The organism is Aeromonas finlandensis (genome assembly GCF_000764645.1).
Lineage (GTDB): Bacteria > Pseudomonadota > Gammaproteobacteria > Enterobacterales > Aeromonadaceae > Aeromonas > Aeromonas finlandensis.
Genome location: NZ_JRGK01000262.1, coordinates 26,259 through 38,794, shown reverse-complemented (window position 1 = coordinate 38,794; position 12,536 = coordinate 26,259). Strand labels below are relative to the sequence as shown.

General features: G+C 61.2%; 9 protein-coding genes. 1 reads left to right on the top strand and 8 read right to left on the bottom strand.

Annotated features, from left to right (window positions below; all coding sequences use genetic code 11):
- From clpB to rluD, 3 genes are all read right to left on the bottom strand, one after another.
- A partial coding sequence (clpB, locus tag LD28_RS0113640; protein WP_033137500.1) for an ATP-dependent chaperone ClpB occupies positions 1-2,568 on the bottom strand: 2,568 nt, incomplete at its 3' end.
- 206 nt (positions 2,569-2,774) lie between these two features.
- Entirely contained in the window at positions 2,775-3,512 is a 738-nt protein-coding gene (gene pgeF / locus LD28_RS0113635) for a peptidoglycan editing factor PgeF (RefSeq protein ID WP_033137499.1), read from the bottom strand.
- Positions 3,513-3,638: 126 nt separating this feature from the next.
- The gene (rluD, locus tag LD28_RS0113630) at positions 3,639-4,619 is read right to left on the bottom strand and encodes a 23S rRNA pseudouridine(1911/1915/1917) synthase RluD (protein WP_033137498.1); all 981 of its coding nucleotides are present in this window, start codon (positions 4,617-4,619) and stop codon (positions 3,639-3,641) included.
- A 117-nt stretch (positions 4,620-4,736) separates the two neighbouring features.
- Between rluD and LD28_RS0113625 the strand changes: the two genes are divergently transcribed.
- Positions 4,737-5,492, top strand: a complete 756-nt coding sequence (locus LD28_RS0113625) for an outer membrane protein assembly factor BamD (protein WP_033137497.1) — start codon at positions 4,737-4,739, stop codon at positions 5,490-5,492.
- A gap of 150 nt (positions 5,493-5,642) precedes the next feature.
- On the opposite strand, the gene LD28_RS0113620 is transcribed toward LD28_RS0113625, so the two are convergent.
- The 5 genes from LD28_RS0113620 to pntB all read right to left on the bottom strand — a co-directional run bounded on the left by LD28_RS0113620 (position 5,643) and on the right by pntB (position 12,528).
- On the bottom strand, positions 5,643-6,971 hold the full coding sequence (locus LD28_RS0113620) for a CoA-disulfide reductase (RefSeq protein ID WP_033137496.1): 1,329 nt from the start codon (positions 6,969-6,971) through the stop codon (positions 5,643-5,645).
- Positions 6,972-7,068: 97 nt separating this feature from the next.
- Entirely contained in the window at positions 7,069-8,469 is a 1,401-nt protein-coding gene (locus LD28_RS0113615; protein ID WP_033137495.1) for an L-cystine transporter, read from the bottom strand.
- Between the two features lie 133 nt (positions 8,470-8,602).
- Positions 8,603-9,904: an L-cysteine desulfidase family protein gene (locus LD28_RS0113610; RefSeq protein WP_033137502.1), complete on the bottom strand. Its 1,302-nt coding sequence runs from the start codon at positions 9,902-9,904 to the stop codon at positions 8,603-8,605.
- A gap of 264 nt (positions 9,905-10,168) precedes the next feature.
- Complete coding sequence (locus LD28_RS0113605; protein WP_033137494.1) at positions 10,169-10,945, bottom strand: transporter substrate-binding domain-containing protein; 777 nt, start codon at positions 10,943-10,945, stop codon at positions 10,169-10,171.
- Between the two features lie 98 nt (positions 10,946-11,043).
- Positions 11,044-12,528 carry a Re/Si-specific NAD(P)(+) transhydrogenase subunit beta gene (pntB, locus tag LD28_RS0113600; RefSeq protein WP_033137493.1) on the bottom strand — a complete coding sequence of 495 codons (1,485 nt, stop codon included), beginning with the start codon at positions 12,526-12,528 and terminating at the stop codon, positions 11,044-11,046.
- Positions 12,529-12,536: the final 8 nt, after the last annotated feature.

Here is a 12,536-nt window from a genome sequence, read left to right as displayed (position 1 = left end):
GGTCATGGTGAGACCGTTGCTGTCGGCCCCCAACACCAGCTTTTTGCCCGGAACGATGCGACCGGAGAGCAGCGCCTGCGCCAGCGGGTTCTCCACCTTGTGCTGGATCGCCCGTTTGAGGGGCCGCGCCCCGTAGACGGGGTCGAACCCGGCGTGCACCAGCTTGTCGAGCAGCGCTTCGGTCACCTCCACCTCGTAGCCCTGGGCCTCCAGTCGGCCCATCAGGCTCTTGAGCTGGATGCGGGCGATGGACTTGATGTGATCCTCGCCGAGGGGGTGGAACACCACGGTCTCGTCGATCCGGTTGATAAACTCCGGTCGGAAACTGCGGGTCAGCACATCCATCAGCATGGCTTTCATCTCGTCGTAATCCTTCTCGGAGTGGTGCTCCTGAATCAGATCCGACCCGAGGTTGGAGGTCATGATCACCACCGAGTTGCGGAAATCGACGGTGCGACCCTGACCATCGGTCAGGCGGCCATCATCGAGCACCTGCAACAGGATGTTGAACACATCTGGGTGCGCCTTCTCCACTTCATCCAGCAGGATCACCGAGTAGGGGCGACGGCGTACCGCCTCGGTCAGATAACCGCCCTCTTCGTAACCCACATATCCGGGAGGCGCCCCCACCAGACGGGCCACGCTGTGTTTCTCCATGAACTCGGACATGTCGATCCGCACCATGGCATCCTGGGTATCAAACAGGAACTCCGCCAACGCCTTGCACAGCTCGGTCTTGCCCACCCCGGTCGGACCGAGGAACAGGAAGGAACCGATGGGGCGGTTCGGATCGGAAAGCCCGGCACGGGAGCGGCGAATAGCGTTGGAGACCGCTTCAACTGCTTCCTCCTGGCCAATCACCCGGCTGTGCAGCTGCTCTTCCATCCGCAGCAGCTTGTCGCGCTCCCCTTCCAGCATGCGGGCCACCGGAATACCGGTCCAGCGGGCCAAGACGTCGGCGATCTCCACGTCGGTGACCCGGTTGCGCAGCAGGCTGGTCTCCTGCATCTCGGCCTGAGTGGCGAGATCCAGCTGTTTCTCCAGCTCGGGGATGCGGCCATATTGCAGCTCGGACATCCGGCCCAAGTCGCCTGCGCGGCGGGCCACGTCGAGATCCTGACGGGCCTGCTCCAGCGCGGCCTTGATGTGCTGGGTTCCGGCGAGAGCAGCCTTCTCGGCCTTCCACACTTCGTCCAGCTCGTTGTATTCCCGATCCTTTTCGCCAATCTCCTGATTGATCAGATCCAGACGTTTGCGACTGGCGTCGTCGTCCTCTTTCATCAGCGCCTGCTGCTCCAGCTTGAGCTGGATGATGCGCCGCTCGAGGCGATCCAGCGCCTCCGGCTTGGAGTCGATCTGCAGCCGGATGCTGGCCGCCGCCTCGTCGATCAGGTCGATGGCCTTGTCCGGCAGCTGGCGATCCGCAATGTAGCGGTGCGACAGCTGGGCCGCCGCCACAATCGCCGGGTCGGTGATCTGCACATGATGGTGCAGCTCGTAACGCTCTTTCAGGCCGCGCAGGATGGCGATGGTATCTTCAACTGTCGGCTCCTCCACCAGCACCTTCTGGAAACGGCGCTCCAGCGCGGCATCCTTCTCGATGTACTGACGATACTCATCCAGCGTGGTGGCACCGACGCAGTGCAGGTCGCCACGGGCCAGTGCAGGCTTGAGCATGTTGCCCGCATCCATGGCCCCTTCGCCCTTACCGGCGCCGACCATGGTGTGCAGCTCGTCGATAAAGAGGATGACGTTGCCCTCCTCCTTGGCCAGATCGTTCAGCACGGCTTTGAGCCGCTCTTCAAACTCACCGCGATATTTGGCACCGGCCACCAGCGCCCCCATGTCCAGCGACAGCACCCGCTTGTTCTTGAGCCCTTCCGGCACTTCGCCGTTGATGATGCGCTGGGCCAGCCCCTCGACGATGGCGGTCTTGCCGACACCGGGAGCCCCGATCAGCACGGGGTTGTTCTTGGTGCGGCGTTGCAGCACCTGAATGGTACGGCGGATCTCGTCATCACGGCCGATCACCGGGTCGAGTTTGCCGATCTCGGCCCGCTCGGTCAGATCGATGGTGTACTTCTCCAGCGCCTGACGGTTCTCCTCGGCGTTGGCATCCTCCACCTTCTTGCCGCCACGCACCTTGTCGATGGCCGCTTCCAGTTTCTCTTTGGTCAGCCCCTGGGCACGCAGCAGCTCGCCCAGGTTGCCCTTCTCGTCGAGGGCCGCCAACACGAACAGTTCGGAGGAGATGAACTGATCCTTGCGCTGCTGGGCCAGTTTGTCGCAGACGTTGAGCAGGCGACCGAGGCCGTTGGAGAGCTGTACGTCCCCCTCAACCCCGCTCACCTTGGGCAGGCGATCCAGCTCCTCGCCGAGACGGGAGCGCAGCGCGTTGATATCCATCCCGGTCAGGGTCAGCAGTGGACGAATGGAACCGCCATCCTGGTTGAGCAGGGCAGACATCAGATGGACGGGTTCGATAAATTGGTGGTCACGACCCAGTGCCAAAGACTGGGCATCGGAAATAGCGATTTGGAATTTGCTGGTCAGGCGATCGAGGCGCATTGCACTCCCCCTTTCAAGACGGACGCCGCTTGCGCGGCAAACAACATAACTTTCTGAGATGAAAGATGAGGCCCGTACTGGCTATTTCAAGGGCCAAGGCTGGTTATTTTTTCTGCAAAGCGGGGAGAAGGCAGGTTCCCCGCCTCTCTCACGCGATTTGGTCGTGAGAGAGACGGGGTATTACTTGGTGGGTACTTAACCGGCGCTTAGCGGGCCAACCAGATGAGGGAGGCCATCCGGCCGGTCTGGCCGTCGCGGCGATAAGAGTAAAACTGCTCGCTATCGCTGAAGGTACAGTGGTCGCCGCCATAGACCGCATTCACCCCGGCGCGGGCCAGCCGCAGCCGTGCCAGCTGGTAGATATCCGCCAGCCATTTGCCCTCGTTGGACGAAGGCACGAACGCTGCGCCTGCTTCGGCCTGCTCCGCCATAAAGGCCTCGCGCACCTCGCCACCCACTTCAAACGCAGTGGGACCGATGGCCGGGCCAAGCCAGGCCAGGATCTCGCCCGGCTCGCAACCCATGGCGGCGATACTCGCTTCCAGCACGCCCTCTTTCAGTCCACGCCAGCCAGCGTGGGCGGCAGCGACAACAGTGCCCGCCCGATCGCAGAACAGCACCGGCAGACAGTCGGCAGTCATCACGATGCAGGCCTGATCCGCCTCATGAGCGCAGGCCGCGTCGGCATCCGGCGCCTGCTCATAATGACTGCAGACCGGATGTACCACGGTGCCGTGCACCTGATTGAGCCAGTTGAGGGTGCCGGGGATCCGGGCCGCCTGCTGCAAGCGAGCGCGGTTGGCCTCGACTCGCGCCGGTTCATCCCCCACATGGGCCCCCAGATTGAGGCCGGCAAAGACCCCTTCACTGACGCCGCCATCCCGGGTGGTCGACAACGCCCTGACGCGCGCCGGGGCTGGCCAGTCGGGTTCGATCCATTTCATCTGTGGCTCCTCTCGCTTATTCATATAAAAACGGGGCTCCTTAGCTGTTGCCAGTTAAGGAGCCCCGTTTCAAAGATGGTTCAGGACGGGGCTACGGCAAGATCAGTCGCAGCTCGGTCTTGCGCATCAATTCCAGACTAAATCATCCGGGTTGGCGATGGTATCAGCACGCAACACTTCCATCAGCTCCACCATGTCCTGCGGAGTCTCGGAGTGCCACTGCATCACTTCACCCGTGATGGGATGCGCCAACTGCAGCATGGTGGCGTGCAGTGCCTGACGATTGAAGCTGCGCAGCATCTGAGTCAGCTCCGGCGTCGCATTGCGCAGCAGGCGCAGACGGCCACCGTAAGCGGGATCCCCCACCAGCGGGTGTTTGATGTGGGCCATGTGGACACGGATCTGGTGGGTACGGCCGGTTTCCAGACGCAGACGCAGACGGGTGTGACCACGGAACTTCTCGTGCACCCGGTAGTGGGTCACCGAAGGACGACCGTTGGGCACCACGGCCATATGGGTACGCTGGGTCGGGTGACGGCCGATGGGGGCATCGACGGTGCCACCTGCGGTCATGTGACCGATGGCGATCGCTTCGTACTCACGGGTGATCTGGCGCGCCTGCAGCGCTTCCACCAGATGGGTCTGGGCGGGTACGGTCTTGGCAACCACCATCAGGCCAGTGGTGTCTTTATCCAGACGGTGCACGATACCGGCACGGGGCACCTCGGCAATGCCGGGGTAGCGGTGCAGCAGGGCGTTGAGGATGGTGCCATCCGGCGTGCCTGCGCCCGGGTGAACCACCAGTCCAGCCGGTTTATCGATCACCAGAATGTGTTCATCTTCATAAACGATGTTGAGCTCGATCTCCTGGGCATCCCAGCGGGTATCGGCTTCCAGCTCGACATTCACATGCACCTGTTGCCCGGCCAGAATCTTCTCGCGCGGGGTGTTGGCAACCTGACCGTCCAGGGTCACTCTGTCCTGTAAAATCCACTCCTTGATGCGGGTGCGGGAGTAGTCTGGAAACAATTCGGCCAGGGCCTGGTCGAGTCGCTGCCCGAATTGGTGATCCTGGAATTCGCCTGTCAGTTCAATATGCTGGCTCATGTATGGTCTCTTGAGCGGGGGGTATCAATTCGAAATAATCCGGGTATTCTAGCTTTTCTTTTAGCCAAGCATAACGGATACTTTGCCAATTTCGTGGAAATGGACCGGATGTTGTTGATGGGAAAGAAGTCTCACCTGCTGATGTCGCTCGCCTTGGTCGCTACCCTGATCACTGGCTGTTCCAGCACCAAACCCAAGGTACCCGACGAACCGCCGGAGACCCTGTACCAGAAAGCACGCCTCAAACTGGACGTGGGCAACTACGTGCAAGCCACTGAATTGTTGGAGGCTTTGGACTCTCGCTATCCGTTCGGAGCTTACTCCAACCAGGTGCAGCTTGACCTCATCTATGCCTACTACAAGCAGGATGATACCGCTCAGGCGATCGCCAATATCGACCGTTTTATCCGCCTCAATCCGGCGCATAAAAATATCGATTACGTCTTCTATATGCGCGGCCTGACCAACATGGCGGCGGATTACAACTTCTTCCAGAGCCTCTTTGGTATCGCTCGGGACGACAAAGACCCTGCTTATGCCCGTCAGGCATTCCAGGACTTCAAGACCCTGCTGCAGAACTACCCCAACAGCGTCTATGCCGCCGATGCCCGTGCCCGCATGATTGGCCTGAAGAATCGCCTGGCCAGATATGACCTGAGCGTGGCCGAGTATTACGTGAAGCGTGATGCACTGGTCGCGGCCGCCAACCGGGCCAAGCTGATTGTCGAGACCTATCCCGACACAGCCGAAACCGAGAAGGCGCTGGAGATCATGGTCGAGTCTTACGACACCCTGAAGATGCCGCAGCTGGCCAAGCATGCCCGCGAAGTGCTGGCCAAGAACTACCCGGAGAACCGCCTCGGCCGTGGCTGAGTGATACGGATAAACCGGTAACAAAAAAACCGATGCCAAGGCATCGGTTTTTTTATCTCTGCAATTTTAGCCACAGAAGTTACTCGCAGATTGCTCTGCAGAACTGGCATGGCGTGACGGCGCCCTCCCTGCGCCGTCATCACTGCCCTGTTACTTCGCGACATTACCCGCCACGTTCAGGGCATCCCAGGTACGGGAGAAGGGCGGCGCGTAGGCAAAGTCCAGCATACCGAGCTGTTCGGTGGTCACCCCCATGGTGATGGCCACCGCCAGCGCGTCGATGCGGTGGACCGCCCCCTTGCGACCGAGGATCTGGCCGCCCAGCAGCCGCTTGCTGCCCGCCTCATAGACCAGCTTGACGTGGATGTCGGACTGACCCGGGCAGTAGTTGGTGTGGCATTTGTCCTTGATCACCACGGTGCGATAGTCGATGCCCATCGCCTTGGCCTCCTGCTCGGAGAGGCCGGTACGACCCGCCTCCAGCCCCAGCACCTTGAGCGCGGCAGAGCCCAAAGTGCCCGGGAATTCCTGCTCGGCCCCCGCCAGGTTCTCGCCCACCATGCGGCCCAGCTTGTTGGCGATGGTGGCGAGTGGCACATAGACCTGCTGCTGCTTCACGCTGTGCCAGACGCTGGCACAGTCACCGGCCGACCAGACGTTGGCCAGCGAGCTGCGTCCCTGACGATCCACCTTGATGGCGCCGTTGCCGAGCCGCTCGATGCCGGTATCAGCCAGAAACTCGGTGTTGGGCTTGACCCCGGTGCAGACCACCACGATATCGGCTTCGTACTCGCCCTGGCTGGTTCGCACGCCGGTGACCCGGCCATCCCCCAGCAGCGCTTCAACTCGCTCACCCAGATGGAGAGAGACCCCCTGCGCGCGCAGTTCGGTTTCGATGTGCTGGGTGATCTCGCCATCAAACGCATCGGGGATGACCCGATCCGCCAGCTCGATGAGACGTACCTCTTTGCCCTGATGGACCAGGGCCTCGACCACCTCCAGCCCGATAAAACCGGAACCGATCACCACGGCGCGACGATTGTTCTTGTCTTGCACCGCCGCCTTCAGCGCCAGTCCATCGGCCATCCGGCGCAGACCGAATACCCCTTCTTGCTGCAAGCCGGGGATCGGGGGCATCACTTCACGAGCACCGGTGGCGATCATCAGCCGATCGTAGCGATCGGTGAAGGTGTCGCCGTTATGCTCTACCTGCAGGGTCTGGGCCGCCGCGTCAACGCTCAGCACCCGATGGCCAATCTTGACCTCGATCCCCTTGGCGGCGAACTGCTCCGGGGTGAACTCGGCCATGTAGCCGGGCTCCTGAAACTCGTCACCGACGAAGTAGGGCAGGCCGCAGGCACCGAAGGAGATCACCTCGGAGGCTTCATACACCACGATGTCGGCATCTTTGGCCAGACGGCGCGCCTTGGCCGCCGCACTCATACCGGCGGCTTCGCCACCGATGATCAGAATTCTCATTGTTTTTCCTCTCAATGGCGCAGGGAGGGCATGCCCTCCCTGCGGTCTATGACGGGAAAGGGTCGTCCCTTTCCACAGGCAGATCAACCGACGCAAATCAGACGGTGGACTCTTCGCCGTCCAGACTCACTTCGTGATCGCTGTTGAACACATGCATGTCGGTTTCGCCCATCAGGCGGCTGGTGACCGTCCCTGCGGTGATGGAGCCGGAGACGTTCAGCGCGGTGCGGCCCATGTCGATCAGCGGCTCGATGGAGATCAGCAGACCGGCCAGCGCCACCGGGAAGTCCAGTGCGGAGAGCACGATCAGCGCGGCAAAGGTAGCACCACCACCAATCCCGGCCACCCCGAAGGAGCTGACGGTGATGATGGCGATCAGGGTCATGATGAAGCCGGGATCCATCGGGTTGACCCCGACAGTCGGGGCAATCATCACTGCCAGCATCGCCGGATAGATACCGGCACAGCCGTTCTGGCCGATGGTGGAACCGAAGGAGGCGGCGAAGTTGGCGATCCCCTCCGGAATACCCAGCGACTTGGTCTGGGTCTGCACGTTCATCGGGATGGAGCCCGCACTGGTGCGCGAGGTGAAGGCAAACGCCAGCACCGGGGTGATCTTCTTGAGGAAGCGCAGCGGGTTGATGCCGACCATGCTCACCAGCAGCAGATGCACGGCAAACATGATGGCGATGGCGCCGTAAGAGGCCATCACAAAGCTGAGCAGGTTGAGAATATCCGCGTAGTTGGAACCGGAGACCACCTTGGTCATCAGCGCCAGCACGCCGAACGGGGTCAGGCGCAGCACCAGGGTCACCATTCGCATCACGATGGCGTGAGCCACGGCCACGAAGTGGCTGAAGCTGGCGAAGATCTCAGGCTTCTTGCGGGCAATGCCGGTGGCAGAGAGGCCGATGAAGATGGAGAAGATCACCACGGCGATGGTAGAGGTCTTGCGCGCCCCGGTCATGTCGAGGAAGGGGTTGGCCGGAATGAACTCCAGCACCATCTTGGCAAAGGACATGCTCTCGACGCTGCCGAGGGTGGTCTGCAGCGCGGCGCCACGGGCACTCTCGGCGGCACCGGAGGTGAGCCCTTCGGCGGTCAGGCCGAACAGGTTGGACATCAGGATGCCCGCCCCGGCGGCGATGGCAGTAGTGAAGATCAGCACGCCGATGGTCATGGCGCTGATCTTGCCCAGCGCAGTGCCGCCATTGAGCTTGAGGATGGCACCGATGATGGAGACCATGATCAGCGGGATGATGATCATCTGCAGCAGCTTCACATAGCCGCTACCCACGATATCCAGATAGTCGATGGTCTGGACAATAACCGGCGAACCGGCACCGTAGAGCAGTTGCAGCGCGGCGCCGAACAGAATACCGAGCCCCAGACCGGCAAATACCCGGCGGGTGAAGCTCACATGTTTTTCCTGTAACCGGTAGAGAAAGAACAGCAAGATGGCGGCGATGGCCAGATTGCCGATAACGCTAAGTGTCATGGTATGACTCCCCAAAAAGCGGGCTGGCGCCCGAGAAACAAGAGCAAGCGCCATGCTTGCCCTGGCAACCGTGTCAGACGGTCTGCGCCGTCGTGACAAGAACAAGGGGGTCTATCGCCCCCTTGTCACAGATTCACTGCTTCTGCTGTTTCGCTCGCATGATGTTGATGATTTCGATGTCGGTATCCAGCATCCCCTCTTTCGAGAGGCGGCCCAGATTGGCGATGGTCTGATCCACGTCATCGGAGACGATCCCCTCACTCTGGGGGACATGCAGGTTGTTGATAGCCATCAGGGAGGACTTCACCGCCGCCGAGGTGGAGGTAGAGACCTTCATGGAGCAGGCGCTACCAGCACCGTCGCAGATGATGCCGGAGACATCGCCAATCATGTTGTTGATGCAGTGGCTGATCTGCTGATACTGCCCACCCAGCAGCCAGGTGATGGCGGCACCGGAGCCCATGGCGGCGGTACTGGCGGCGCAGAGGGCCGACAGCTTGTTCTGATAGGTCTTGATGTAGATGGCCACCAGATGGCTCATCACCAGTGCCCGGGTCAGCTGCTCGTCACTCACCTTGAGGAAACGAGCGGCGGCGACCACCGGCATGGTGGCGGCGATGCCCTGATTGCCGGAACCGGAGTTGGACATGGCGGGCAGCATGGCGCCATCCATCCGCGCATCGGAGGCGGCGGAAGAGAGGCGCATGGCCAGGGTCATCAGGTCATCGGAGAGCAGCTTGCGCTCCACCTGTTCGGTGAGGATCTTGCCGATCTGCAGGCCGTAACCCTGCAACCCTTCGTCCGCCAGCGCCTGATTCATGGTGGCGGCCTCGCGGATGAAGTCGATCTCCGCCAGCGGCACTCCCAATGCGAAGTCGACGATCTCCCGCAGGGTCATGGTCGGTTTAGCGGATTTGGCTGGCTGGATCTGCACGCCGGGGGCACTGTTCTGCTCCATCAGTACCTCGCCATCCTTCTCCATCAGGATGATGCGAGTGTGGTCGGTACAGATCACCACCCGGGCGCTGTGCCCTTCAACTTCTGCCAGCACCTCGGCGTAGAGCACGTCCGGCACATCCTTCACATCCACCTTGATGACCGGCAGCAGCGCCTTGGCCGCTTCCACCTGCTGCGGCGTAAGGGTCTTGAGCACCTCCAGCCCGGCATCGGGATTGCCGCCGGTGATGCCGACCGCAGCCGCCACCGGCAGACCAATCATGCCGGTGCCCGGTACCCCGACCCCCATGCCGTTCTTGAACAGATTGCCACTGACCCAGACGCTGATGCGGGTCGGGGTCTCCCCCAGCAGCTTGCGGCAGTTGGCCGCCGCCAGCGCCACCGACATCGGCTCGGTACAGCCCAGGGCCGGCACCACTTCACGCTTGAGCAGGGTAATAAAGTCGGTCCATTGTGCTTTCATCGCAGTGTTTCTCATGTTCATGGAGCAATACCAGTCATCGCCACAGGCAACAACATGGCAAAAAAGGTGACGCGGGGTTGGTATCCACTCTGGGTGCGCCGCAATGAGTATCGCGAGAGGGTCGCAGTCTGGAGACTGCCCCATGAAAATCAACTTAATTTGATTTTAATGTCAATATAATCAAATTAAGTTGCGCAATATCGCTTTTTTCAGCGCCATTATGCCCGCCTTTTAACAAAGTGCGACAAATTGTGAAGCGGCGCACAGCCCTGTGGCCGCTCAGAGGTGATAGCGGGCCAGTAACTGCTGGTAGGCAGGGGTCTGTTTGAACGCCTTGAGTGCGGAGGAGAAACGAATGGCCAGCTGGTCGTGGCCGGGCTTGTGGGTAAAGGCGAGGAAGTTGCGGTTGTCGTCGGTCAGCAGGCGCGTGCCGTGACTCACCTGATCCTGCAACCCCTGGGTGTGCAGCAAATAGTGGCCAACCCGCTCGTTGAGTACCACTCCGTCCAACCGACCGGCCATCATCAGATGCAGCTGTTTGATGGCATTCCCCTCACCGGTCATCGGCACCCGAGTCACCCCGGGATCGGCCAGAAAATCGGGGCTGTAGGCGTAGTCGGCCTGAATGCCGACCCGCAACCCCTTGAGATCGGAGAGCTGCTCGAATTTTACCGGGCGATCCGCCGGATAGAAGAGCACTTCGCCGCTGTAAGAGAGCGGCTCTTCGGGGTAGTGGAGCCACTGCTGGCGGGAGGATTCAAAGAAGACGTCGAGTACCGCATCCCCCTGCTTGAGGCGGGCCTGCTGCAATACCCGCTTCCAGGGCAGTACTTTTATTTCGGTGCGATAACCCATCTGGAGCAGCACGGCGCGGGCCAGATCGAGATCGGCCCCCACCAGTTCGTCGTTGTCGCCGCGCATCACATAAGGGGGCCACAGCTCGGTCAGTATGGTCAGGGTTGGTTGCTCGTCAGCCAGCGCGCTGCCGCCCAGAAAAAGCGAGGCCAGCACCCAGCCACCTTGCCACACCTGCCGCCATCTTCGCCGCCAATCCATGAGCACATCTCCATACCAACATGGTTTGAGGATATACAATGGATGGGCAATAAAAAAGGAGGCCGAAGCCTCCTTGATATGCGGTCCCTGACGGGCACTTACAGTGCCTTGAGGATCGCCTCGACGCTCGCCTTGGCATCGCCAAACAGCATCTGGGTATTATCTTTGAAGAACAGCGGGTTCTGGACACCGGCGTAGCCAGTGTTCATGGAGCGCTTGAAGCCGATGACATTCTGCGCTTTCCACACTTCCAGTACCGGCATACCGGCGATCGGGCTGCCCGGATCTTCCATCGCAGCCGGGTTAACGGTGTCGTTGGCACCGATCACCAGCACGGTGTCGGTATCGGCGAAGTCGTCGTTGATCTCATCCATTTCCAGCACGATGTCATACGGCACTTTCGCTTCCGCCAGCAGCACGTTCATGTGGCCTGGCAGACGACCGGCAACCGGGTGGATACCGAAGCGCACCTTGACGCCGCGATCACGCAGCTTCTGGGTGATTTCAGCCACCGGATACTGAGCCTGCGCCACCGCCATGCCGTAGCCCGGGGTGATGATGACGGAGCTGGAGTTCTTCAGCAGGTCAGCCACTTCCTCGGCGCTGGTTTCGCGGTATTCGCCCATCTCCTGATCAGCCGTGGAGGCCACGCCGTCGGAGCCGAAGCCACCGGCGATCACGGAGATGAAGGAGCGGTTCATCGCTTTACACATGATGTACGACAGGATGGCACCGGAGGAACCAACCAGCGCACCCACCACGATCAGCAGGTCGTTGGAGAGCATGAAGCCCGCCGCCGCTGCCGCCCAACCGGAGTAGGAGTTCAGCATGGAGACCACCACCGGCATGTCGGCACCGCCGATGGAGGCCACCAGATGCCAGCCGAAGGCGAAGGCGATCAGGGTCATCACCAGCAGGGCGAAGGTAGAGCCGCCCGCGTTGACGAAGTAGACCATCAGCGCCAGCGAGGCGACCACGGCCAGCAGGTTCAGCTTGTGGCGGTGCGGCAGCATCAGCGGCTTGGAGGAGATGAGACCACGCAGTTTGCCGAACGCCACCACGGAACCGGTGAAGGTCACGGCACCGATGAAGACGCCCAGGAAGATCTCGACCAGGTGGATGTTCAGCATGGCGCCGGAGAGGTGCTCGACCTGGGCGACGCTGGCCGCCTGTTCGAATGCCGCACGGGCGGCTGCCAGCGTGGCATCCAGGTTGGAACCGACGGAGACCACCACTTCAGCAGGGGCAGAGGGGTGCAGATCGATGAAGCTGTTGAAGCCCACCAGCACCGCTGCCATACCGACGAAACTGTGCAGCACAGCCACCAGCTCGGGCATCTCGGTCATCTCGACCTTGAGTGCCAGACGCACGCCGATGGCACCGCCGATCACCATGGCCAGAATGATCCAGTGCACGCCACTGGTCTCCGGGTTGAATACGGTGGCGAGCAGGGCGATAGCCATACCCGCGATACCGAACAGGTTGCCATGCTTGGCCGTTTCTTGCTTCGACAGTCCCGCGAGACTGAGGATGAAGAGCACGGCGGCAACGATATAGGATGCTGTTACCAGTCCTTGAGACACGTTAAACC

Bases quoted from the DNA above. Each gene is read 5' to 3' on its own strand.
- pgeF (WP_033137499.1), bottom strand. From the start codon at position 3,512: ATGAAATGGATCGAACCCGACTGGCCAGCCCCGGCGCGCGTCAGGGCG.
- rluD (WP_033137498.1), bottom strand. From the start codon at position 4,619: ATGAGCCAGCATATTGAACTGACAGGCGAATTCCAGGATCACCAATTC.
- LD28_RS0113625 (WP_033137497.1), top strand. From the start codon at position 4,737: ATGGGAAAGAAGTCTCACCTGCTGATGTCGCTCGCCTTGGTCGCTACC.
- LD28_RS0113620 (WP_033137496.1), bottom strand. From the start codon at position 6,971: ATGAGAATTCTGATCATCGGTGGCGAAGCCGCCGGTATGAGTGCGGCG.
- LD28_RS0113615 (WP_033137495.1), bottom strand. From the start codon at position 8,469: ATGACACTTAGCGTTATCGGCAATCTGGCCATCGCCGCCATCTTGCTG.
- LD28_RS0113610 (WP_033137502.1), bottom strand. From the start codon at position 9,904: ATGAGAAACACTGCGATGAAAGCACAATGGACCGACTTTATTACCCTG.
- LD28_RS0113605 (WP_033137494.1), bottom strand. From the start codon at position 10,945: ATGGATTGGCGGCGAAGATGGCGGCAGGTGTGGCAAGGTGGCTGGGTG.